Below are 23,865 nucleotides of genomic sequence, written 5' to 3'. Positions count from 1 at the left end.
GGTGCAGTGCTCTTGGATCGAGAGCGTTGGAGTGGTCTCGGCTACATGCCGAGGTGCTGGAGCAGTTCCGCTGTGCGGGACTGGAACTCGGCGTTGTCGAGACTCTCGACGACCTCGCCCTGGGCGAGGAGGTTGTGGCGGTCGGCCACGGTCGACGCGAACTTCACGTTCTGCTCGACGAGGAGGACCGCGACGCCCTGGGCCTTGATGTCACGGATGATCTGGCCGATCTGGTTGACGATCACCGGCGCGAGTCCCTCGCTCGGCTCGTCGAGGAGCAGGAGTCGCGACCCCGCCCGGAGCGGGCGAGCCATCGCGAGCATCTGCTGCTCACCGCCGGAGAGCTTGGTGCCCGGGAAGTCACGGCGTTCGCGCAGGACCGGGAACTGCTCGTAGATCTTGTCCAGGCTCCACGCTGCCGCCTTGTCGACGACGGGCGGGAGGCTGAGGTTCTCGGCGACGGTGAGGGTGGCGTAGATCCCGCGGTCGTCCGGGACCCACCCGAGTCCGAGACGGGCGCGCTTGTCGGCGGACTTGCCGTCGAGGCTGCTCCCCGCGAAGGCGATCGAGCCGCGAGTTCCCTTGTGCAGCCCCATGATCGAGCGCAGCAGGGTCGTCTTGCCGGCTCCGTTGCGGCCGACGAGCGTGACGACCTCACCGGGTGCGACGTCGATGGAGACGTCACGCAACACCTGCGCCTCGCCATAGAACGCCGAGAGGTTGTCGACCTTGAGCAAGGTGTCACTCATGGGTGTCTCCAGCCTCTCCGAGGTATGCCGTGATGACCTTTTCGTCGACCCGCACCTCGTCGTAGGTCCCCTCTGCGAGGACCTCGCCCGACTGGAGGACGGTGACGTTGTCGGCGAGCGAGCCCACGACGTGCATGTTGTGGTCGACGAAGACGACCGTGCGTCCGTCGGAGACTGATCTGACGAGGGCAATGGTCCGGTCGACGTCCTCGAGACCCATGCCTGCGGTGGGCTCGTCGAGGAGGAGCAAGGACGGATCGAGAGCCAGCGCCAGGGCGATCTCGAGAGCGCGCTTCTGGCCGTAGGCGAGGGAGCCGGCTCGTTGGCCGCTGCGGTCGGCGAGGCCGACCTCTCCGAGCAGCTCCATCGAGCGTTCGCGGAAGGCACCAAGCCGCTTGCGCGAGGTCCAGAACCGGTAGCCGATCCCGGTCGGTGAGGCGAGGGCGAGCTCGAGGTGCTCGAGAAGGGTCATCTCGTCGAACAGGCTGGTGATCTGGAAGGAGCGGGCGACGCCGAGGTGGGCGATCTGCTCGGGCTGCTTCCCGGCGATGTCGTCGCCCCTCAGGAGGATCTGCCCCGACGTCGGCGTGAGGAAGCCGGTGAGCAAATTGAAGAGCGTGGTCTTGCCCGCACCGTTGGGGCCGACGAGCGCGTGGATCGTGCCCTCCGCGACGTCGAGGTTCACCGCGTTGACGGCAGTGAAGCCCCTGAAGTCCTTCGTCAGGTCGACAGTCCGCAGAATCGGCGACGACGGACGGGACGTCGAGCTGGATTCCGTGGTCGATGGGCTCGCGCTCACCAGCACCTCCTTGTGCTCCGCGGTGCAGGACGTCTGCAGGCGATGAGGCATCACCCTAGGACGGACCGGGGAGGGCTCACATGGCGCGGGGCACCATGGTCTGCCCCTTCTCATGGTGCAACGGCCCATACGGTGGCTGGGTGGGCGGCCTAGGATCGGTCACATGCACGATGACGTGGACGTGGGCACCCGCCTGCTCGAGATGCTCGCCTCCGGGGCGTCCGCAGGCGACCTGGCCTCCCTCGACGTCGATCCCCACGCCCGGGACCTCGCCATCAGGATCAGCGGCGCCTTCGATGTGCAGCGCCGCCGCGAACAGCAGCTGGCGGCTCTCGTCGACACGGCCGGCGAGCTGGCCTCGATGAGCGACCCCTCGGTCGTGCTCGACGCCATCGTCCGGCGCGCCCGCACCCTCATGGGCACCGACGTCGCCTACCTGACTCTCTTTGACCACGAGCGTGGCGACACCTACATGCGGGCGACCGCTGGCTCGGTCTCGGCGCAGTTCCAGGTCGTGCGGCTGGCGTTCGGCGCAGGCCTCGGAGGACTCGTCGCACAGTCGCACAAGCCCTACTGGACCGCCGACTACTTCGCGGATGCTCGCTTTCGCCACACCCACTCCATCGATGGCGCGGTCGGTGACGAGGGCCTCGTCGCCATCTGTGGCACTCCCCTGCTCGTCAAGGACGAGTTCGTCGGGGTGCTGTTCGCCTCCAACCGCACCCCGCGACCCTTCACCCACGACGAGGTCGCCCTCCTCGGTTCACTCGCGGCATTGGCGGCCGTGACGATCGTCCAGGTGCGGGCGGTCGAGGAGGCCACCCGCACTTTGGCCGCCCTCTCCAACGCCACTGACCGCGTGAGCCACTACGCCGCCGGCATCGAGCGCGCGGCCGCGGCACACGACCGGTTCGCTGAGATCGTCCTCGAGGGCGGTGGGGTCGATGACCTCACCGAGTCCCTGACTCAGCTCCTCGGCGGATGGGCCCTCCTGCTCGACCTCGAGGGGATGCCGCGCAGCATCGCGGGCGAGTCCCCGCCCAGTGGCGAGGCGTTGACCGATCTCACCGCCCAACTCGAGGGGGGCGTCGAGGGTGGGCGACTGTCCCGCGTCGGTGACGCGTGGGCCATCGGCATCGCTGCGGCCGGAGAGCCACTGGGCTCGCTCGTCATCGGCGAGGTCTCGTCCATGGATGACTCCGACGAGCGGACCGTCGAGCGTGCCGCCGTGGTCACCGCGCTCGTCCTTCTCGGTGAGCGCAACCGTGCCGAGACCCGCCAGCAACAGCGCACCGACCTCGTCTCGGGCCTCGTCAGCGGCCACGCCGATCTTGGCCTGCTGCTCCCGGCGGCTCGTTCGCTCGGCCTCGACCTGCGCGAACCCTCCTGCCTGCTCGCTGTGCTCGGGACCGAGGCGGCGACGGCTCGATCCCTCGTGCTGGCGGTCAACGCCGCACTGGGCGGCGTCGGCCTCGTCGGGGAGGTCGAGGGGCATGTTGTGGCTCTCCTGCCCGGCGTCGAACCCGGCTCTGCCGCAACCGATCTGGCCCAGCGCCTGTCGCGCAACCAGATCGTCACCGTGGGTGCGGCCGGTCCCGTGAGTGAGGCGGGAGGAACCCTGGGGACCGACCTCGCGGCGGCACACACCGAGGCCGTCCGCACGGCCGAGGCGCTCGTCGCACTCGGGCGCCGCGGCGATGGCGCGGCCGCCGCTGACCTGGGTTTCGCGGGACTCATCGTGGGCACCCAACCGGAAGTCACGGCATACGTGCACTCTGTTCTTGGTCCACTGCACGACTACGACATGTCACGGGGCACCGACCTCGTGGGCACGCTCGAGGCCTACTTCCTGGCCGGAGCCAGCCCACGGCATGCGGCCACGCGCCTGCACGTCCACACGAACACCGTGGCCCAGAGACTTGAGCGCATCACCCGCCTCGTGGGCGACGGCTGGCAGTCACCCGAGCGCGCGCTCGAGCTCCAGCTGGCGCTGCGGCTGCGACACCTCGTGGCCGCCGGCTGAGAAGCGCTGGTGTCGGTGCGCTCGTCAAGGCCGCCAGCGCGTCGTGACCGGACGCCCCTGACCGTTCATGCAGCCCAACAGTGGCCCTCCTGCGCGTGCTCGAGCCACGCACCGAACTCTTCCGCGAATCGTTCCTGCTCCTCATCCAGCTCCATGAACGGGGGGTCAGGATCGGGCGTCGTGCCCAGCCATCCTTCGCCGAGGATGGGTGGTGCCGTCGAGTCATGGACTCGGCCGGTGGGGGTTGTGATGCGTATGCCGTGTGGTCCCGTCCCGTCGAGGCCGGTCGAGCGCACGGTGAAGTACCAGCCGACTTCTTCCTTGATCTGGTTGTGGCGTTTGCACAGGCCGCTGGCGTTGGCTCCGGTCGTGGTGCCGCCGTCGTGGACGGGTTGGACGTGGTCGGCTTCGATGGCTGGGGCGTCGCACCACGGGACGCGGCAGGTGGGGTCGCGCAGTTGCAGGAATTTGCGCAGGCCGCCGTGGAAGCGGCGTCGGGTGGAGTCGAGGGCGACGAGGTCACGCCCCGTGGGGTCGGTGAACAGGCGCCGCAGCCACACAAACGCGCCACCGTCACCAACGGCGCCGGTGCCGCTCGTCGTGTCGCCGTTGGTGTCATTGCCGTGGTTCAGCAGGTCGGCGATGTGCGCTCGAGCTTCCTCGCCAGAGATCGGACCCCAGCCGGGGATGACGGCAACGTCGTCGGCGGGCGCTAGACCGCCGAACGCTGCCGGGAGCAACACTTTGTCGGTCATGACGAGGTTGACCTCGACCGGTTGCGGCTGACCCTTCGCCCGACCGGACAGCAACTCCAGGGCGCGGTCCGCGAGCCAAGCACCCTTGCCGCGGTCGTCCGCCTTCGCCGCGGCCACGGCAGCTTCCCATTGGTCGGGGGACAGGGTGGGGTCGATGACGTGACGGCGAACTTCTTCAGCGGTCAGGGCGACGTGGGCGCCGATGACGTCCTTCACTGGACCCAGGATCGACAACCACGCCATACCGTCCACGGCCGGACGAACACTCATGCGGCGACTCGCGACCGCGCGACGGTTCCGCTCAGCCAACGACTCCGCATCCAACGCGGCACCAGCCCGACGGGCAGCACCGGCAAGGGCTTTGTCACCCAGCGACGTCATCGTTGCGGCCAACTGCTTGTCGACCTCGGCCCGGTGCTCAGCACTCAGGCAGGCGGTCTCCCGCACGAGAATCCCCGCCCGCTTCTCGCTCAACTCACCACTCGTCAACGCCGCCATCGTCTCGGGCATCTCAGACATCAGTGCCTTGGCAACACCAACGTGCTGATCCGCCAATGTCGGCGAACACTTCCGAGCCAAGGCAAGGTCCGCCCGGACACTGCGGGAGTCCTCACCCAATGCTTCCCGATCCACTACCGCGGCGGCAGTGACGCGAGCCTGCGCCGCAGCCGCGGCACCCTTCAACGCCTCCAGCGCCGACACCACCGCGACCCGCTCCGCCTCGGTCAAACCCTCGGGTTCGACCGTGCCCAACGAGGACAGGAAGGAGCGGACCTGAACCTCAGGCCCGGCCAGTGCTGGTGTCCCCTCCATACCTCTCATCGTACACCTGTTCGCTGACACTCAAAGGTTTATCCACACGCGAATTCGCCTGCAGCGCAGCGGAACTCGTCATCTGGCGGCGTCCGCAAACAGGGCTGAATCGGCCGCCCGCTCCACTGCTGGCCACCCACCCAAAGAGTCCATCAGAAGCCTCTGACACCCGCCGACCGAGAGGCCCGAGACAAGCGACCACACGGCATACGCCGAAGGTATGGCGACGCATCACGTTTCGTCGTGACGCGTGCGGTCAGGCGAGCTGACGGTCGATCACGTTGGCCAGTGTCTGGATCGGCGCCGTGTCGAGGATGATCGAGTAGTGGTTGGTGTCGGGCACCGCAGTGGTGCGCAGACCTGACGGCAGGTCGAGAGCAGCGAGCCGTGCCTCGTCGTAGAGGCCCTGAGGTTCGTCGAGCAGGCCGCGCTGCGCCCACAGCAGTTCCACGTCGACGCCCGAGCCCACCGCTGCGCCGACGGCGGCCAGGGTCGTGGGATCAGCGAGGACGTCGCGGCCGTCGGCACGCACGGCGTCGAGCACGCAGCTCGACCGCCAGCCCTGCTCGGTCTCGATGAGGTCGTGGTCGAGGTAGCGGCGCAGCCACAGTCCACCCGGTCCCGCGAGCAACGGTCCGACCGCTGGGTGCCGACGCCAGAACGCGAGGTGGTCCTCGGGCGAGTCGAAGACCATCGACAGCCGGGTCATGGCAGGCCCGATGACGCTCGACAGGGCGTCATCGACGGACATCGTCGCGGGCACGGGAAACCCGAGACCGCCGTCGACGAGGACGACCGAGTGGAAGCGCTCCGGCTCGCTGGCAGCAGCCACCGCCGCCACGAAGGCTCCCATCGAGTGCCCGACGAGGATGGGCCGACCGCCAAAGGCCGACGCGACGGCGAGGGCGTCGGCGGCGTGGATGCCGATGCCGTAGGGGCCCGGAACGTCACGGCTCGCGGCCCGACCGCGCAGGTCCGGCGCGAGCAGCCTGACGGCACCCGCGCCATGTCGGCGAACGAGCTCGTCGGCGAGGACCTGCCACGCCAGCCCGTTGGCGGTGATGCCGTGGAGAGCGAGGACGACCGGGGCGCCCGGTGAGAAGGCGCCAGGGATGAGGTCGTGGACCGCAAGGGTGCCGGACGAGACCTCGACGCTGAACGACGGTTCGACTCTCACGTGGTTCCCCTTCCGTTCCCGGGTCGCCGAGTGCCACCCCAGTGCCTCAAACGGTATGCCGGACAGTGGCGTTCACACATGGGTTCCGGAACCACAGAACTCGTTGCCCCGTGTGTCCGTACGGGGCACGAGGCCGAGTCGTCAGCGCAGGGAGTCGAGGAGCTTGGTCGAGATGGCGTCGGGCGTGAGGCCGACGCGGTCGAGGACCTGGCCACGCGACCCGTGGTCAAGGAACTCACGCGGCAGGCCGAAGAGATCAATTGGTGAGTCAATTCCGCTGTCGCGCAACGACTTCATGATGTGCGACCCGACGCCGCCAGCAACGGAGTTGTCCTCGAGGACGGCGGTGCGGCGTGCCGAGCGGGCCAGCTCACCGACAGCCGGGTTGACCGGCAGCGCCCAGACCGGGTCGACGACGCGCACGCGCAGCCCCTCGGCGGCGAGCTTCTCGGCGACCGTGAGAGCAGTCGCGACCATGGACCCGACACCAACGAGCAGCAGGTCGACCTCGGCGTCGCTCGCGTCCGGCTCGACCAACACGTCGACACCGTCAGTGGACCGCACGGCCTCGATGGGGTCGGAGACCGAGCCCTTGGGGAAGCGGATGACCGACGGCGCATCGGAGATGTCGACGGCAGCGCGCAACGCGATCGGGATCTGGTGGCCGTCGCGGGGCGCGGCGAGGTGCAGCCCCGGCACGATCCCGGCGATCGACATGTCCCACATGCCGTGGTGCGAGGCGCCGTCGGGCCCGGTGACACCGGAGCGGTCGAGCACGAACGTCACGCCGGCCTTGTGCAGCGCGCAGTCCATGAGCAGCTGGTCGAAGGCGCGGTTCAGGAACGTCGCGTAGATCGCGACAACCGGATGCAGGCCGGCATACGCCAGTCCCGCAGCCATCGTGGTGGCGTGCTGCTCGGCAATGCCGACATCGAAAGTCCGATCAGGAAAGCGCTTCGAGAACGCATCGAGCCCGACCGGGATCATCATGGCGGCGGTGATCGCGACGATGTCGTCGCGCTCCTCCCCCAGCTCGACGAGGGCGTCACTGAACTCGTCGGTCCAGCTGCGTCCGGAGATCTCGAGCGGCAGGCCGGTCTCGGGGTTGATGACACCGACGGCGTGGAACTGGTCGCTCTCGTCGTTGATGGCCGGCTCGTAGCCCTTGCCCTTCTGGGTGATGACGTGGACGAGCACCGGCCCGCCAAAGGCCTTGGCGCGCCGGAGCGTCTGCTCGAGCGCGGCCTCGTCATGACCGTCGACGGGCCCGACGTACTTGAGGCCGAGGTCCTCGAAGAGTCCCTGCGGCGCCACGATGTCCTTGATGCCCTTCTTCACACCGTGGAGCGTTTCGTACATCGCTCCCCCGACGACGGGCGTGCGGTGCAGCGCGGACTTGCCCCAGTCGAGGAACCGCTCGTAGCCGCGCGTCGTGCGCAGGGTGGCCAGGTGGTCGGCGAGTCCGCCGCGCGTCGGGGCGTAGGAGCGCTCGTTGTCGTTGACGACGATGACGAGCGGCAGGTCCTTCTCGGCCGCGATGTTGTTGATGGCTTCCCAGGCCATGCCGCCGGTGAGTGCCCCGTCACCGATCACAGCGACGGTGTGCCGGTCGCGCTCGCCTGCGACGACGCGTCCCGCCGCGATGCCGTGGGCCCACGACAGCGAGCTCGATGCGTGGGAGCTCTCGACGACGTCGTGCTCTGACTCGGCCCGGCTCGGGTAGCCCGACAGCCCACCCTGCTTGCGCAGCGATGTGAAGTCGTGGCGACCAGTGAGGAGCTTGTGGACGTAGGACTGGTGTCCCGTGTCGAAGACGACCGCGTCGCGCGGACTGTCGAAGACCCGGTGGATCGCGATGGTCAGCTCGACGACGCCGAGGTTGGGTCCGAGGTGGCCACCGGTGCGCGAGACCTCGTCGACGAGGAAGGTGCGAATCTCCTGCGCCAACGTCGCCAGCTCGGGGCGGCTCAGGGCCTTGAGGTCCTCAGGTCCCTGGATGCGCTCCAACACGCTCACGCGCTCTCCTTCTCGGTGCCGATGTCCATCCGCAAGAGTCTAGGTGCTCTCGTGCGCGCCGCATCTTCCCCACGGCATCTGCACCGCACCCCTCACACAACGTTCACGGGCCCCACACCTCTCCTCGAGGTGTGGGACCCGTGAACGCCCCTCCAGTTCGTGACCTACTTCACCGAGACGGCGTCCCAGGTCTTCGCGACCGTCGTGGCCTGGGTCGACGCGGCGCCGTAGAGGTCGCCGGCCGCCTTGACCGTCGCGGCGCGGGCACCGGAGTAGTTCGTCGACGACGTCATGTAGACGGTGAGTGCGCGGTACCAGATCTTGGCCGCCGCATCGCGTCCGATGCCGGCGATCGTCGAGCCGTTGCACGTCGTCGAGTTGTGCGCCTTGCCGCCGATGGTCTTGGCGCCCGAACCCTCGGCGAGGAGATAGAAGAAGTGGTTGCCCACACCGGACGAGTAGTGGACGTCGAGGTTGGCCACCGACGAGCTCCAGCAGTTGACCGACTTGCCGTCCGAGCTGGGGTTGTCCATGCGGCGGAAGCCGAGTCCCTTGGCGAGGTCGAACTCCTCACCGATGAGGTAGTCGCCCGGGTCGCTCGCGTTGTTGGCGCTGAACTCGACCATCGACCCGAAGATGTCGCTCGTGGACTCGTTGAGTCCACCGGACTCCTTGGAGTAGGTGAGGTTCGCCGAGTTCTCGGTGACCCCGTGGCTCATCTCGTGCCCGGCGACGTCGAGGGAGACGAGCGGACCGAACGAGGTGCCGTCACCGTCGCCGTAGGTCATCTGCTTGCCGTCCCAGAACGCGTTGACGTAGCCGCTGCCGTAGTGGACGCGGCTCGGCGAACCCTGGCCGGTGTTCCAGATGCCGTTGCGCCCGTGGGCGTTCTTGAAGTAGTCCCAGGTGCGGGCCTGCCCGTAGGCCGCGTCGACCGCTGCGGTCTGACGGTTGGCGTTGGTGCCGTTGCCCCAGGCGTTGTCGGCATCGGTGTAGAGGGTGCCGGTGGTGCAGCCGATCTGGAGGAGGGTGCACAGGATGCTGTCCTCCTTGTTGGCCATGTCGCCGATCTGCGAGTTGCCGCGGGTGGCGTCCTTGAGCTGGTAGGTCGACCCGGACAGGGTGGTCTGGATGCCGACCGTCCCGCTGTAGAGGGAGGAGCCCGTGCCGTCAGCCTCGTGGATCTCGTCGGCCGAGTTGACGACCTTGCCGGAGCCGGCATCGACCCAGGTGTGCAGCCGGCTGGGGGTACCGCTGGCGCGGACGCCGCTGCTGCGCACATCCCACACGAGGCGTGGTGTGCCGTCGGTGGCGTCGATCGCGAGGGTCGGGGCCGTCCTGTCGACGCTGACGCCGGCCGGAAGGGTGGCGCGGGTGGCGATCGCGGCACGGGCGGCGCTGATCGTGGGCGCCGTCGCGACCGAGAGCGGTGCGCGCAGCGTCTGGCTCACCGAGTCGACGGCGCCGTCCGAGCGCAGGTGGGCGACGAGGTCGCCGCCGAGGACGGGAAGGCCGCGATAGGTCCGGTCCATGCGCACGTGGCGTGCGCCCGAGCTCTCACCGATGGCCGAGGTCGCCACGAGGTCCTCCGCGGCGGACAGTCGGACAAGTCCGGGAGCCGATCGCACGGCCTGCTCTGCGGCCGCGCCGACAGAGGACACGTCGAGCTGGCGGAGCGGACCGACGGGGTCGGCAGGGCGGGCGGAGGCGGGCACGGCGGCAGCGATGACGGCCGAACCAGCGGCCAGGCACGCGAGGGCGGAGAGCGATCGACGCATGGGGACTTCCTTGTCGTGAGTCGAGAAACGTGACGCGATGTCACGTGACTGGCTCATCAAAGCCCTCGGCGGCGCCGAAGTGGAGAGTCTTGATCAACTCCTTACTGAACGTATACCTCGGTCAAGAAACCCCGTCACAGTCGTGGGACGAAGGCATGCCCCTGCATCGCCTCGAGCAGCAACCCGGCTGCGCGCCGGGCCGCGAGCAGCCGCGCCCCCTCGGCCTCGAGGGCCGCGAGCGAGGCGGCGATCCCTTCGGGTTCGACGTGGTCGGCAAGATCAACACGCAGACCCCGGTATGCCGTCCGCATGGCTCCCAGCTGTCCGTCCAGGTGGTGCGTGGTCACCCAGGCGAGGGCGATCGGATGGTGGCGCCACACGGCATACATGCGGTAGTCCGAAGGACAGTGATCGAGCAGCCAGCCGACGGCGGGCACCTGCCAACCCGGCGCCTCGGGTGGCGGCACGCGATCGGGCCAGCCGGGTGGGCCGGGTCGACCGGACCCGCCCGGCGCTCCGGGGCTCGCCGCACGGCGCAGGGGCGGCCGTGCGGAGGTGTCGAACATACGTTCGATGATAGCCCTCCCTCAGATCCCCCACCGACGGTCACATCGTGGACCGGACGCCGAACCCCTCATAACCCACGCTTATGCTTTCCATCAGCATTGCCACCCATTGAGGAACGAGGATCCATGACGAGCGTCGCCTCCGGCAGCCGCGCACTGCGGCCGCCGCGCACCGGCCGGTCCAACGGTCAGTGGGCCGTCGACGGCCGTGAGCCGCTCAACCCCAACGAGACGTTCAAGGCGCAGGACAACGGCCTCAACGTCCGGGAGCGCATCGAGACGATCTATGCCCGCGACGGCTTCGACGCCATTCCGGGCGACGACCTGCACGGCCGTTTCCGTTGGTGGGGCCTCTACACCCAGCGCAAGCCCGGCATCGATGGCGGGCAGACCGCCTCGCTCGAGCCCCACGAGCTCGAGGACAAGTTCTTCATGCTCCGCGTGCGCACCGACGGCCAGGTCCTCTCCCCCGACCAGCTGCGCGTCCTCGGTGGCATCTCGACCGACTTCGCTCGCGAGAGCGCCGACATCAGCGACCGGCAGAACATCCAGTACCACTGGATCGCCATCGAGAGCGTGCCCGAGATCTGGCGGCGCCTCGAGGAGGTCGGCCTGCAGACGACGGAGGCCTGCGGCGACACCCCCCGCGCCTTCCTCGGCAGCCCCGTGGCCGGCGTCGCGGCCGACGAGATCATCGACCCCACCGAGCTCATCCGCGTCATCACCGACCGGTGGCTCGGCGACCCGGAACTGTCCAACCTGCCGCGCAAGTTCAAGACGGCGATCACCGGCCACCCCAGCCAGGACGTCGTCCACGAGATCAACGACATCTCGCTCGTCGGTGTCGTGCACCCCGAACTCGGGGTCGGCTACGACCTCTGGGTCGGCGGCGCCCTGTCGACCGCACCGCGGCTCGCCGAGCGACTCGGCGTCTTCGTGTCCGAGGCCGATGCGCCTGACGTGTGGCACGGCGTCATCCAGATCTTCCGCGACTACGGCTACCGCCGGATGCGCACCAAGGCGCGCCTGAAGTTCCTGCTCGCAGAGTGGGGTCCCGAGAAGTTCCGCGAGATCCTCGAGACCGAGTACCTCGGCCGCACGTTGCCCGATGGCCCGGCCCCCGCGCCCGCCAAGGGTCCCGGCGACCACGTCGGCGTCCACCCCCAGAAGGACGGCCGCTTCTATGTTGGAGCCGCGCCGATCGTCGGCCGCGTGAGTGGCACCATCCTCAGCCGGCTCGGCGACCTCATCGAGCGCGTGGGAGGCGACGGTGTGCGACTCACCGCCCACCAGAAGCTCGTCGTCCTCGGTATCCCCAAGGAGGGCGTGGACGAGCTCACGGCCGGCCTCGAGGAGCTCGGGCTCACCGCGACACCCAGCCCGTTCCGTCGCTCGACGATGGCCTGCACCGGCATCGAGTACTGCAAGCTCGCGATCGTCGACACCAAGGACACGGCGACCGCCGTCATCGCAGAGCTCGAGGAGCGCCTTGCCGGAGTCGAGCTCGACACCCCGATCTCGCTGCACGTCAACGGTTGCCCGAACTCGTGCGCCCGCATCCAGACGGCCGACATCGGGCTCAAGGGGCTCATCACGACCAACGATGCCGGCGAGCACGTGCCCGGCTTCCAGGTCCACCTCGGCGGCGGCCTCGCCTCCCCTGAGCGCGACGAGGCCGGACTGGGCCGCACCGTTCGTGGCCTCAAGATCGAGGCGACCGACCTCGCCGACTACGTCGAGCGCATCACCCGCCGCTTCCTGGATCAGCAGACCGACGGCGAGTCCTTCGCCGCCTGGGCACACCGAGTCACGGACGAGGAGCTGACATGAGCCCCCTGACCACCCGCAGCACCAAGCGCAGCGAGGAGGAGCTCCGCGCTCTCGCCGCCGAGGGCGCCCTGCTCGACGACGCCGACGCAGTCGGAGTGGCGCGTTGGGCCGCCGAGAACTTCCCCGGAACTCTCGCCGTGGCCTGCAGCATGGCCGAAGGCGTTCTCCCGCACCTGATCTCGCAGAGCGCTCCCGGCGTGGACGTCCTCTTCCTCGAGACGGGCTATCACTTCTCCGACACCATCGGCACTCGTGCCCGGGTGGCTGACGAGCTCGACGTCAACGTCGTCGACGTGCTCCCTGAGCTGACCGTCGCCGAGCAGGATGCCAAGTTCGGTGCTCGTCTGTATGAGCGCGACCCGGCCTCCTGCTGCGCCATGCGCAAGATGGAGCCGCTGGGCCGCACCCTCGCTGGCTACGAGGCGTGGGTGACCGGGGTGCGTCGCGACGAGGCGCCGACCCGGACCGAGACCCCGCTCGTCACCTTTGACGAGAAGCACGGCCTCGTGAAGATCAACCCTTTGGTGACGTGGTCCCTCGATGACGTCACGGACTACGCCCTCGACAACGGCGTGCCCATCAATCTCCTTCTCTCCGACGGCTATCCATCGATCGGCTGCGAGCCGTGCACGAAGCGTGTCGCACCCGGCGAGGACCCGCGATCAGGCCGCTGGGCCGGACTCTCCAAGACCGAATGCGGGATCCACACATGAGCGCCTCCATCATCGACGCCACAACCGACACGGGCGCCGATGCCGCCGAACCGGCCGTCAGCCCCGACGTGCACGTCCTGAGCCAGCTCGACGCCCTCGAGGCCGAGGCCATCCTCATCATCCGTGAGGTCGTCGGCGAGCTCGAGCGCCCCGTGCTGCTCTTCAGCGGTGGCAAGGACTCCGTCATCATGCTGCACCTCGCGGCGAAGGCCTTCTGGCCGGCACCGATCCCCTTCCCCGTGCTCCACGTCGACACCGGCCACAACTTCCCCGAGGTGCTGGCCTACCGCGACGAGACGGTCGAGCGACTCGGACTGCGGCTCGAGGTTGCCAGCGTGCAGGACTACCTCGACGACGGTCGTCTGCGCGAGCGCGCCGATGGTCTGCGCAACGCCCTGCAGACCGTGCCCCTGCTCGACGCCATCAACGAGCACCGCTTCGACGGTGTCTTCGGCGGCGGACGGCGCGACGAGGAGAAGGCGCGCGCCAAGGAGCGGATCGTCTCCCTGCGTGACGAGTTCGGCCAGTGGGACCCCAAGAACCAGCGCCCCGAGCTGTGGAACCTCTACAACCCGCGGCACCGACCCGGCGAGCACGTGCGCGCCTTCCCGATCAGCAACTGGACCGAGGTCGACGTCTGGAAGTACATCGAGCGCGAGGACATCCCACTCGCCCCGCTCTACTACGCCCACGAGCGCGAGGTCTTCAGCCGCGACGGCATGTGGCTCTCGGTCGGCCCCTACAGCCAGCCGCGCGACGACGAGCCGGTCGAGACGCGGCTCGTCCGCTACCGCACCGTCGGCGACATGTCCTGCACCGGTGCCGTGGAGTCACCGGCGCGCACCAACGCCGAGATCGTCGTCGAGGTGTCAGCCTCCACCCTGACCGAACGTGGGGCCACCCGCGCCGATGACCGGGTCTCCGAGGCCGCCATGGAAGACCGCAAGAAAGAGGGCTACTTCTGATGGCCACCACCATGACGGCCCCGACCCGGGGAACCCTTCTGCGCCTGGCGACGGCTGGCTCCGTCGACGACGGGAAGTCCACTCTCGTCGGTCGCCTGCTGCACGACACCAAGTCCGTTCTGTCCGACCAGCTCGCGGCCGTCGAGCGGGTGTCGCGCGATCGCGGACTCACGGCGGCCGACCTCGCGCTACTCACCGACGGCCTGCGCGCCGAGCGCGAGCAGGGCATCACCATCGACGTCGCCTACCGCTACTTCGCGACGGCCCAGCGCTCCTTCGTCCTCGCCGACTGCCCGGGCCACGTGCAGTACACCCGCAACACCGTCACCGGCAGCTCGACGGCCGACGTCGTCGTGCTCCTCGTCGACGCCCGCAAGGGTGTCCTCGAACAGACCCGACGCCACCTCGCCGTGACCGCCCTGCTGCGGGTGCCGCACGTCATCGTGGCCGTCAACAAGATTGACCTCGTCGACTTCTCGCAGGAGGTCTACGAACGGGTCAACGCCGAAGTGCAGACCGTGGCCCGTGAGCTGGGGGTCGAGGACGCCATCGCCATCCCTGTGAGCGCCCTGGACGGCGACAACATCGCGACCCGCTCAGCACGCACACCTTGGTACGCAGGGCCGAGCCTGCTCGAGCTCCTGGAGCAGCTGCCGCCGTCGGAGGATCCGTCCCACGAGGCCTTCCGGCTCCCCGTCCAGCTCGTCATCCGCCCGCAGGGTGCGGCGCGCGACCAGGCCTACCGCGACTACCGCGGGTATGCCGGTCAGGTTGCCTCCGGCGTCGTACGTGTGGGTGACGAGGTCGTGGTCCTGCCCTCCGGGCGCCGCACGACGGTCGCCGGGATCGACCTGGGCGACCGCACCCTCGACAAGGCGTTCGCGCCCCAGTCGGTGACCCTGCGCCTCGCCGACGAGATCGACATCTCTCGCGGAGACGTCATCTCCTCCGTGGCGGACGCTCCCGAGCCCACCCAGGACATCAAGGCCGTCGTGTGCTGGCTCGGAGACGCCCCCCTGCGCCCCGGTCAGCGGCTCCTGCTCAAGCACGGGTCGCGCACGGTGCAGTCTGCGGTGCGCACGATCGACGGCGCCCTCGACCTCGACTCGATGACGTCGGACCCCGCAGATGTGCTGGCACTCAACGACATCGGGTTGGTGACGCTCCGCCTCGCGAGTCCCGTGCCCGTCGAGAACTACTCGACGTCACGTCTGGGCGGGTCCTTCCTCCTCATCGACGCCCACGACGGTCGCACGGTCGCTGCCGGCATGGTGGGAGCGACCTTGCCGACCGCAGCGGATGCGCCGACGCAGCCCGAGGGTGATGAGGCATGGGAGATCTGAAGTCCGCCCTGCCGGTCGTCCTCGACCTGACCGGCAGGCTCGTCGCCGTCTTCGGTGGCGGGCCGGTCACGGGTCGACGTCTCCGGGCCTTCCTCGACGAGGGTGCGGTCGTGCGACTGGTCTCCCCGTGGGTCTGCGAAGAGGTTCAGGATCTCCTCGCGGAGCACCCCGAACGGGTGACGTGGCTGCAGCGCGACTACGCGGGGCCAGCCGATCTCGAGGGAGCCTGGCTGGTCCACACGGCCACTGGCGATCCTGACGTCGACACTGCGATCAGCAGCGATTCACACGCGCTGAGGGTGTGGTGCGTCGACGCCACCGACTCACGGGCAACCGCTGCGAGCATCCCCGCTCGCACCCACGTCATCACTCCCGACGGCGCTGTGACCGTCGCCGTCCATGGCGGTGGCGACCCCTTGCTCGCGACGACGGTGCGTGACGGCATCGACCTCGCGCTGCGCAACGGCGGCCTCGACCTCCGCCGTCACCGCACCCGTGGCGCCGGTTGGGTCGCCCTCGTCGGTGGCGGCCCCGGAGACGACGGTCTGCTCACCGTCCGCGGTCACGAGCTCCTCGCCAGTGCAGACGTCGTCGTCGTCGACCGCCTCGCACCCCGAGGCGTCGTGTCGCGACTTCCCGCGTCGGTCCGGATCATCGACGTCGGCAAGACCACCGGCCACCACCCGGTCCCCCAGGACCGCATCAACGCGATCCTTGTCGAGGAGGCCGAGCGTGGGCACGCCGTCGTCCGCCTCAAGGGTGGCGACCCCTACGTCCTGGGGCGCGGAGGGGAGGAACGTCTCGCGTGCGAGGCACACGGCATACCCGTCGAAGTCGTTCCTGGCGTCACGAGCGCTGTCTCCGTGCCAGCCGCTGCAGGCATCCCCCTCACCCACCGCGGTGTCGCCAAGGCGTTCACCGTGGTCTCGGGCCACGAGCAGATCCCGACGCTGCCCCCGGGTTCGGACCACACCCTCGTCCTCCTCATGGGCGTGTCCACGCTTCGTGCCAGTGCGAACGCCCTTGTGGCAGAGGGTCGCTCAGCGAACTGCCCGGTGGCCATCATCGAACGCGGCTACCTCCCGACCCAGCGGGTGACGATCGGCACGCTGGCCGACATCGCCGATCTGGCGCTGTTCCGCGGTGTCGAGTCCCCAGCAGTCGTCGTCGTGGGCGACGTCGTGCGACTCGCGCACGACGATCTGCCTCAGCGCACGATGACGTCGAGTCCGGGTGCGTCGACGTCGACAACCTCGCCCACCGCGTTGACCTCGACCCGCACAGGGGTCTGACCCACGCGCAGACCGGCCACTCGCATGGCTCCGAAGGGTGCGGGTGCGATGGGCGACAGGTGCAGTGTGCGGTGCGGAGCATCAGCAGCCAGCCCCAGAGCCACTTCGACCAGAGCTCCGGCGCTGGCGGCAGCCCAGGCCTGCGGGCGACAGGACGCGGGATACGGGACCGGTTTTCCCATGAGCAACTCGCCGCCATAGAGCTCCGGCCACCGGTTGTCGACGCTCGATCCGACACCGACAAGGGCCTTGAGGACCTGCGCAGCCTCCGCCGCGAACCCGTCGCGACCCAGCCCCAGCGCAGCAATCGCGTTGTCGTGGGTCCACACCGAGCCGGTGTGATATCCCACCGGGTTGTAGGCAGGATTGTCACGAGAGAGGGTGCCAATCCCCCCTGATCCCAACATGTCCGGACGGGTGAGGACATGGGTGGTCCTGCGTGCCTCGGCCTCGTTCAGGACTCCCGTGCCCAGGACGTGGCCCATGTTGCTGCCCACCCCGTCGACACGACGACCCTCTCCATCGATCGCCATCGCGAGGTGGCGCACGTCGGCGTCACTGACCCAGAACCTCTCGCGGATGCGATCGCTCAGCTCCTCGGCCCACTCACGCCATGCGTCTCCGTCCTCGCCCCACACGCCCTCGAGAAGGTGCGCCGCAGCGCAAGCTGCGGACACGGCATACGCCTGGGTTTCGACAAGCGCGATCGGTGCGGGAGCGATGGAGCCGTCGCGTCGACGCATCGAGTCGCCGGAGTCCTTCCAGCCCTGGTTGTCCAGCCCGCTGCCGCTCTCGTCGAGATAGCTGAGCAGCCCGTCTCCGCGGTCGGCCTGCGCCCGCATCCAGCCCAGAGCGGCGAGGAGGTTCAGTCGCAGGTCTCGGACCGTGGATTCTTCGAGCCCCCAACGCCACGCGTCATGGAGGAGCTGAATCCAGAGCGGGGTCGCGTCGACCGACCCGAAATAGACCGGAGGCAACGAGAGGTGGCTCACGGGATCCACGTAGGCAGCCCGGCGCACTTCGTGCAAGATCTTGCCCGGACCCTCGGCGGTCAGGGCGTTCGAACGCGTGCCCTGCCGGCGCGCGAGGGCGCGCAGCGTCCCACCGGCGAGGTCGGTCCCGAAGGGCAGCATGAACCGCGCCGCCCACAACGAGTCACGACCGAACAGCGTGAGATACCAAGGGGTTCCGGCCGCCGTGAAGACATCCTGAGGAGCTTGCGGATCGGTCATCAGCAGACCGCGGAGGTCGAGCAGGGACCGATCGATCAGCGGCTTGACTCGCGCGTCGTCGCAGTCCACCGAGACCCCTGACCAGTCGACGAGGTCGTACCCGGCATTGGCCCCGAAGGAGATCTCCTCACGGCGGGACACGGCGACGGTCCACTCCAGGGTGATGGTCTCGCCCTGTGCGACGACCACATCCCACGTCCAGAGAGCCGAATGCCCTTGTGCCACAGGGGATCCGGACTCACTGCGGACTTGGATGTCGTGGCGCTCCTCCTGCCACACCAAAGCTCCGTCGACCAGCGTGACGGGCACGGGCTGGCCCTCGCCACCACCCTTGACGACGGCGATGTCGACGCCGTCCGACGCCAGGAGCAGGTTCAGCTGCGCCCCCACCGGATCGCTCGCATGAGAGGTCACGACAATCCGCTCATGCAGGCCCTGATCCACCAGCTCACGCACCCGGTGCAGCTCCACCGTGGGGTCGGGGCCCTCGTCGCCGTGCGACCTCAGCAGGGTCGCGATCTGGGTGACCGAGCCACCACTGGCGCTGGCAACCCACGTGGGGGGCTCCCCATCGACCGTGAGGTTGCAGAGCGACAGGACACGCCGGTCGTCGACATAGAGGCCCGCGCCGGGCACGCCCATGTCACCCAGCCGATCCGACAGGGCCGTGACGTTGCCGAGGACGGCGATCTCGAGATCGTGCAGCCAGGGCTGGTGGTAGCGCGTCATCGCGCCCCTCCCCACACGTCCGGGACAACCACCAAGGCGGCTGCCTGCAATCTCTTGACACTCCACGTGGCGCACGTCACAGTGGTGACCCTATCGACTTGAAGGTTCAAATTACCACCCGACAGGCGAGTTGAACGTTCAAGAGCACCTTTCGCTCAGCATGACCACTGGTGAGGAGTTCGAGATGGCAACGATGCCGTCGGGCCACGGCCGCGCGACGATCCTCGACGTCGCACGGGCGGCGCAGGTCTCCCGTCAGACCGTTTCGAACGCTCTCAAGCACCCCGAGAGGGTGCGACCCGACACCCTCGAGCGAGTCCACGCAGAGATCGATCGCCTCGACTACCGCCCCTCCACCGCCGCCACGTCGCTGCGGGGTCAGCGGGCCGGTGCCGTGGGCATGGAACTCACCGGGCTCGGCGCCCACGCCCTCAGTGACGCCTTGGCCCCCTTCCTCGTTTCGCTCACGATCGCTGCGCCCGAGCACGACTGCCACATCGTCACGTTCGGGTCCGACGGGCCGGACCCGACGCTGCAGCGCTATCGCGAGATGTGGCGCAGTCGGCTCGTGGACGCCTTCGTCATCATGGACACCCACCACGGAGACCCGCGACCGGCCTGGCTGCTCGAGCGAGACATCCCGTTCGCGTCATTCGGCCGGGTGTGGGATGACCCGAGCTTCACGTCCTGGGCAGACGTCGATGGCCGCAACGGAGTCGCTGGCGCGGTCGATCACCTTGTTTCACAGGGATATTCGCGCATCGGCTATCTCGGTTGGCCGCAGGGATCCCTCGTGGGCGACGAGCGACGAAATGGGTGGGCGGAGGCCGTGACCCGTCACGGTCAGACGCACCAGGGCCCGGAGGGGAACACCATCCAGGACCTCGCCAAGGCCATGGCAGCGGCAGAACCCCTCGTCGACGACGTCGGCATCGGGGGCGCCATTGCGTGCGCCTCGGACGTCCTCGCCCTCGGCGTGACGCAGGTGCTGCTGCGACGGGGACTGGTTCCCGGTCGGGACGTGGGAGTCGTCGGGTTCGACGGTTCCGAGACGGCTCGGACGCACGACCTCACCAGCGTCGCCCAGCCCTACCGGTCCATCGCCAGCCAACTCCTCACCCAGGTCCACAACCAGCTCACCACCCAGCGCCGCCCCGATCACGGGCTCATGTTCGAGCCGACCCTGTTGCCGCGCGCCAGCACCCTACGACAGTCATCCGCCCCCCACCCCCAGGAGAAGTCATGAGAACCACCCCTGCCCGGCGCTCCCGCGCTGCCCTGGTCTGCGCCGCCGGCGTCGTCCTGTCCCTGACCGCCTGCGGCGGTGGTGGATTCGAGGAGGAGTCCGCGGCCCCACAGGCCTCCACCGGCCCGGCCAAGGTCAGCATCATGATCGGCACGTCCGGTGATGCCGAGACGAACGCCGTCAAGGCCGCCGCAGACGCCTGGGCCAAGAAGACCGGCAACACGGCCGAGGTCATCGTGGCCTCGGACCTCAACCAGCAGCTCGGGCAGGGATTCGCCGGAGGCAACCCGCCGGACATCTTCTACACCGACGCCTCGCGCGTCGGTGACTTCGCCAAGGCCGGAAACCTCTTCGCCTACGGCGACCAGGTCAAGGACGCCGGGTTCCTCGACAGCCTCGTCAAGACCTACACCCACGACGGCAAGCTCCAGTGCGCCCCGAAGGACTTCTCCACCCTCGGCCTCGTCATCAACACGGACCTGTGGGCCAAGGCTGGGCTGACCGACGCCGACATCCCCAAGGACTGGGCCGGCCTCGACGCCGTCGCCAAGAAGCTCACGAGCGGCAACGTCACCGGTCTCGTCATCAGCGGCGAGGCCGCACGGGTCGGCGCCTTCATGAAGGAGGCTGGTGGCTGGATCGTCAACGAGGACGGCAGCCAGGTGACCGCCGACTCCCCCGAAAACCTCGCCGGGCTCACCCAGGTCCAGTCGATGCTCAAGGCGGGCACCATGAAGTACGCCAAGGAGGTCGACGCCGGCTGGGGCGGGGAGGCCATCGGCAAGGGCAAGGCTGCGATGACCATCGAGGGCAACTGGATCCGCGGTGCCCTCACCAAGGACTTCCCCAACATCAAGGTCAAGATCGCCGAGCTGCCCGCCGGCCCCAAGGGCAAGGGCACCCTCGTGTTCAGCAACTGCTGGGGCATCGCCGCGAAGTCCAAGAACCAAGCCGCTTCGGTCGACCTCGTCAAGGCCCTCACCTCGGTCGAGCAGCAGATGGCCTTCGCCAAGGCCTTTGGTGTCATGCCTTCGACGACCGAGGGAGCCACGCAGTATGCCGCGGCGTTCCCTGACGATGCCGCCTTCGCCGCCGGCGGCGAGTACGGCCAGGGACCGGTGAACATCCCGGGCTACGACCCGGTCAACGCCGCCTTCAACACCGACCTCGAGCAGCTCAAGACCAAAGACCCCAAGGCCATCCTCGAGACCCTACAGAAGAACGCTGACGCCGCTCTCAAGGGCCAGTGACCCGTGCCAACTGAGCACACCTCCCGCCGCGGTCGCCTCTTCGGCGGCCGCGGGCGGGCGGCCGGGGGCGAAACGCGACCCGGAGACAGCGTTGCCGGGTGGCTCTTCACCGCCCCGATGATCGTCGTCATCGGGGTCTTTCTGCTCATCCCTGTCCTCATGGCGTTCTATGTCAGCCTGACGTCGTGGAACGGCAACGGCTCCCCCTTCGGCGGAGGGCAGAACGCGCCCTTTGTGGGCGTCAAGAACTACACCAACCTCATCGCCGAGGACGGCCTCAAGCGTGACAACTTCATGCAGTCCCTGGGCAACAACTTCTGGTTCGTGTTCTTCGTGGTGCCGATCCAGACGGCCCTCTCGTTCTTCCTGGCGCTGATCGTCAACAACAAGTTCCTCAGGGGCAAGAGCTTCTTCCGGACCGCGTTCTACTTCCCGTCGGTGACGAGCTCGATCGCGATCTCGGTCGTGTTCATCTTCCTGTTCGCGAACTCCGGCGCAGTCAATGCGGTCCTCGGTTACCTCGGGATCGACGGGCCGTCCTGGTTCAGCGACTCCCGTGGACTGTTCCACATCGCTGCTGGCGGAGTGGGCCTCGACGCGGCCCCGGGCTTCGCGCAGACCGAGGTCCTCGGACGACCGATCTGGGACTGGTTCTCCGGACCCTCGGTCGCCATGTGCGTGGTGATCATCCTCGTCGTCTGGACGACGACCGGAACCTTCATGCTGATGTTCCTCGCGGCCCTTCAGGACATGCCGGTCGAGGTCGAGGAGGCCGCCATGCTCGATGGCACGTCGCCCGCGCAGAAGCTGCGGTACGTCACGTTGCCCATGCTCAAGCCCGCCTTCTTCCTCGTGACCACTCTCGGCCTCATCGGCACCTGGCAGGTCTTCGACCAGATCTACGTCATGGGCAAGGGTGCCCCCGCCAACACCACCCTCACCCCGGCCTTCCTGTCCTACAAGCAGTCGTTCACCAGCCTCGACTACGGCACCGGTGCGGCGATCTCGTTCGTCGTCTTCGCCCTCATCATCGTCCTCACGAGTGGGCAGCGGTGGCTGCTGCGCGACAAGGACGGGCCACCCAAGCGCCGCCGAGGCCGGTCCAAGGCCGTGGTCGAGTCGGCGCCAGTCCCCGGCACCACCGGAGGGACCCGATGAACGCACGCACGCCACAGTGGAAGCTCATCGCCTTCTATGCGCTCCTGGCGATGTTCGCGGTCGGCTTCATCTATCCGTTCTTCATCCAGATCGCCACGTCGTTCAAGTCCGACGCGGCTGCCACCGACTCCCCACTCAGCCTCATCCCGAACCCGTTCGATGCCGCGGCGTGGAACCGCATCTTCGGTGCGGGCAACGGGTCGGCCGTACCGATCACGACATGGATGAAGAATTCCTTCTTCATCACGATCATCCTGACGCTGGGCAGGGTCTTCCTCGACAGCCTCGCGGGCTACGCGCTGTCGCGGCTGAAGTTCCGTGGGCGCGGCTTCCTCTTTGCGACGGTCCTCGCCGTCATGAGCGTCCCCGGAGTGGCCCTGCTGCTGCCGAAGTTCCTTATGGTGAACTACCTCGGGATCTACGACACCTACACCGCGATGATCCTGCCGCTGATCGTCGACGCCGCCGGCGTCTTCATCATGAAGCAGTTCTTCGACTCGATTCCGGTGTCCATCGAGGAGGCCGCGCGCATCGACGGGGCAGGCGTCTTCCGGACCTTCTGGTCCGTGGTGCTCCCGATGGCACGACCTGCCCTCATCACCCTGACGATCCTGTCGTTCCAAGGATCGTGGAACGAGTTCACGCACTTCCTCGTCGTGACCCAGAGCCCCGAGCACAAGACGCTGGTCACTGGGCTCGCGAGCCTCGCCAGTGGTGAGCTCAGCGCCGGGACCCAGTATCCCGTCAAGCTCGCGGCAGCACTGCTCACCACGATCCCCGTCGCCATCCTGTTCTTCGTGTTCCAGCGGCAGTTCACTGCGGGCGCCAACGAGGGTGGGGTCAAGGGCTGACACGTGTCGGTGCCCGCCGATAGCGTCGGTGCATGGACACCGAACGCTCCGATCTCATCGAGTCCCTTCGACAGCACCGCCGGTTCCTGCGCTTCACCACGCAGGACCTCACCGACGACCAGGCACGAGAGCGCACCACCGTCAGCGAGCTGACGTTGGGCGGTCTCATCAAGCACGTCAGCGCGACCGAGGCCGAGTGGGCCAGGTTCATCGTTGACGGGCCGCGTGAGACTCCCGAGGTCGACTGGGCGAACATCGACTGGAGCAACCCTCCGCCCGAGGTGGCTGCCTTCATGGACTCCCACCGCATGACCGAGAGCGAGACCCTCGCGGGCCTGCTCGCCGACTACGAAGAGGTTGCCGCGCGCACCGACGCCCTCGTCGAGTCATTGCCTGACCTCAGTGCCACCCAGCCCCTGCCCAAGGCTCCGTGGTTCGAGGACGGCGCGGTGCGCAGTGCGCGGCGTTCGATCCTGCACATCGTCGCCGAGACCGCGCAGCACTCGGGCCACGCCGACATCATCCGCGAGGCCCTCGACGGCCAGAAGACCATGGGCTGACCCCACGGCCGTCCGGCCGG

The 23,865-nt window shown here is 68.4% G+C and carries 20 protein-coding genes; 12 read left to right on the top strand and 8 right to left on the bottom strand.

Features of this window, described 5'->3' with window-relative positions; genetic code table 11:
- Positions 1-41: 41 nt before the first annotated feature.
- The gene (locus JNB_RS01895; RefSeq protein ID WP_009774703.1) at positions 42-749 is read right to left on the bottom strand and encodes an ABC transporter ATP-binding protein; all 708 of its coding nucleotides are present in this window, start codon (positions 747-749) and stop codon (positions 42-44) included.
- On the bottom strand, positions 742-1,599 hold the full coding sequence (locus JNB_RS01890) for an ABC transporter ATP-binding protein (protein WP_009774702.1): 858 nt from the start codon (positions 1,597-1,599) through the stop codon (positions 742-744). Before JNB_RS01890 ends, JNB_RS01895 begins: the two co-directional genes overlap by 8 nt.
- A 112-nt stretch (positions 1,600-1,711) precedes the next feature.
- On the opposite strand from JNB_RS01890, the gene JNB_RS01885 reads away from it, so the two are divergent.
- Positions 1,712-3,571: a helix-turn-helix domain-containing protein gene (locus JNB_RS01885; protein WP_009774701.1), complete on the top strand. Its 1,860-nt coding sequence runs from the start codon at positions 1,712-1,714 to the stop codon at positions 3,569-3,571.
- Between the two features lie 65 nt (positions 3,572-3,636).
- Here the strand turns inward: JNB_RS01885 and JNB_RS01880 are convergent, their stop codons facing one another.
- The gene (locus JNB_RS01880; protein WP_237700739.1) at positions 3,637-5,028 is read right to left on the bottom strand and encodes an HNH endonuclease signature motif containing protein; all 1,392 of its coding nucleotides are present in this window, start codon (positions 5,026-5,028) and stop codon (positions 3,637-3,639) included.
- Here JNB_RS01880 and JNB_RS22140 point away from each other — a divergent pair.
- Positions 4,973-5,104, top strand: coding sequence for a hypothetical protein (locus JNB_RS22140; protein WP_009774699.1), 132 nt, complete (start codon positions 4,973-4,975; stop codon positions 5,102-5,104). The genes JNB_RS01880 and JNB_RS22140 overlap by 56 nt on opposite strands.
- Positions 5,105-5,395: 291 nt before the next feature.
- Here JNB_RS22140 and JNB_RS01875 read toward each other — a convergent pair whose 3' ends face one another.
- The 4 genes from JNB_RS01875 to JNB_RS01860 form a co-directional block, all read right to left on the bottom strand.
- Positions 5,396-6,316, bottom strand: a complete 921-nt coding sequence (locus JNB_RS01875; protein ID WP_009774698.1) for an alpha/beta fold hydrolase — start codon at positions 6,314-6,316, stop codon at positions 5,396-5,398.
- A 141-nt stretch (positions 6,317-6,457) separates the two neighbouring features.
- Positions 6,458-8,332 (bottom strand): 1-deoxy-D-xylulose-5-phosphate synthase, encoded by a 1,875-nt coding sequence (gene dxs / locus JNB_RS01870; RefSeq protein WP_009774697.1) that lies wholly within the window; start codon positions 8,330-8,332, stop codon positions 6,458-6,460.
- Positions 8,333-8,496: 164 nt separating this feature from the next.
- Positions 8,497-10,110 (bottom strand): M4 family metallopeptidase, encoded by a 1,614-nt coding sequence (locus tag JNB_RS01865; RefSeq protein ID WP_148232279.1) that lies wholly within the window; start codon positions 10,108-10,110, stop codon positions 8,497-8,499.
- 134 nt (positions 10,111-10,244) lie between these two features.
- A complete protein-coding gene (locus JNB_RS01860) occupies positions 10,245-10,676 on the bottom strand; it encodes a hypothetical protein (RefSeq protein WP_237700587.1) in 432 nt (143 codons plus the stop codon).
- A gap of 126 nt (positions 10,677-10,802) precedes the next feature.
- Here JNB_RS01860 and JNB_RS01855 point away from each other — a divergent pair, with 126 nt between their 5' ends.
- From JNB_RS01855 to cobA, 5 genes are read left to right on the top strand one after another with little or no spacing between them, the layout of a single operon-like run.
- A complete protein-coding gene (locus JNB_RS01855; protein WP_009774694.1) occupies positions 10,803-12,506 on the top strand; it encodes a nitrite/sulfite reductase in 1,704 nt (567 codons plus the stop codon).
- Positions 12,503-13,219: a phosphoadenylyl-sulfate reductase gene (locus JNB_RS01850; RefSeq protein ID WP_009774693.1), complete on the top strand. Its 717-nt coding sequence runs from the start codon at positions 12,503-12,505 to the stop codon at positions 13,217-13,219. Before JNB_RS01855 ends, JNB_RS01850 begins: the two co-directional genes overlap by 4 nt.
- Positions 13,216-14,184, top strand: coding sequence for a sulfate adenylyltransferase subunit CysD (gene cysD / locus JNB_RS01845; RefSeq protein WP_009774692.1), 969 nt, complete (start codon positions 13,216-13,218; stop codon positions 14,182-14,184). Before JNB_RS01850 ends, cysD begins: the two co-directional genes overlap by 4 nt.
- Positions 14,184-15,527: a sulfate adenylyltransferase subunit 1 gene (locus tag JNB_RS01840; RefSeq protein WP_009774691.1), complete on the top strand. Its 1,344-nt coding sequence runs from the start codon at positions 14,184-14,186 to the stop codon at positions 15,525-15,527. The genes cysD and JNB_RS01840 overlap by 1 nt, the downstream gene beginning before the upstream one ends.
- A complete protein-coding gene (gene cobA / locus JNB_RS01835; RefSeq protein WP_040883495.1) occupies positions 15,515-16,819 on the top strand; it encodes a uroporphyrinogen-III C-methyltransferase in 1,305 nt (434 codons plus the stop codon). Before JNB_RS01840 ends, cobA begins: the two co-directional genes overlap by 13 nt.
- Here cobA and JNB_RS01830 read toward each other — a convergent pair.
- Positions 16,735-18,780, bottom strand: a complete 2,046-nt coding sequence (locus tag JNB_RS01830; protein ID WP_009774688.1) for a glycogen debranching N-terminal domain-containing protein — start codon at positions 18,778-18,780, stop codon at positions 16,735-16,737. The two genes, cobA and JNB_RS01830, sit on opposite strands and share 85 nt — an antisense overlap.
- Before the next feature lie 184 nt (positions 18,781-18,964).
- Between JNB_RS01830 and JNB_RS01825 the strand changes: the two genes are divergently transcribed.
- From JNB_RS01825 to JNB_RS01805, 5 genes are read left to right on the top strand one after another with little or no spacing between them, the layout of a single operon-like run.
- Entirely contained in the window at positions 18,965-20,026 is a 1,062-nt protein-coding gene (locus JNB_RS01825; RefSeq protein WP_040884085.1) for a LacI family DNA-binding transcriptional regulator, read from the top strand.
- Complete coding sequence (locus JNB_RS01820) at positions 20,023-21,276, top strand: extracellular solute-binding protein (RefSeq protein WP_009774686.1); 1,254 nt, start codon at positions 20,023-20,025, stop codon at positions 21,274-21,276. The genes JNB_RS01825 and JNB_RS01820 overlap by 4 nt, the downstream gene beginning before the upstream one ends.
- A gap of 3 nt (positions 21,277-21,279) precedes the next feature.
- Entirely contained in the window at positions 21,280-22,434 is a 1,155-nt protein-coding gene (locus tag JNB_RS01815; protein WP_237700586.1) for a carbohydrate ABC transporter permease, read from the top strand.
- Positions 22,431-23,285 carry a carbohydrate ABC transporter permease gene (locus tag JNB_RS01810; protein ID WP_009774684.1) on the top strand — a complete coding sequence of 285 codons (855 nt, stop codon included), beginning with the start codon at positions 22,431-22,433 and terminating at the stop codon, positions 23,283-23,285. The genes JNB_RS01815 and JNB_RS01810 overlap by 4 nt, the downstream gene beginning before the upstream one ends.
- A gap of 32 nt (positions 23,286-23,317) precedes the next feature.
- Positions 23,318-23,845 (top strand): DinB family protein, encoded by a 528-nt coding sequence (locus JNB_RS01805; protein ID WP_009774683.1) that lies wholly within the window; start codon positions 23,318-23,320, stop codon positions 23,843-23,845.
- The last annotated feature ends 20 nt before the right edge of the window (positions 23,846-23,865 follow it).

This window comes from Janibacter sp. HTCC2649 (genome assembly GCF_000152705.1).
In the GTDB taxonomy this organism is placed as follows: Bacteria; Actinomycetota; Actinomycetes; order Actinomycetales; family Dermatophilaceae; genus Knoellia.
The sequence above is the reverse complement of the archived record's forward strand: the minus strand, read 5'-3'. Positions and strand labels throughout refer to the sequence as shown.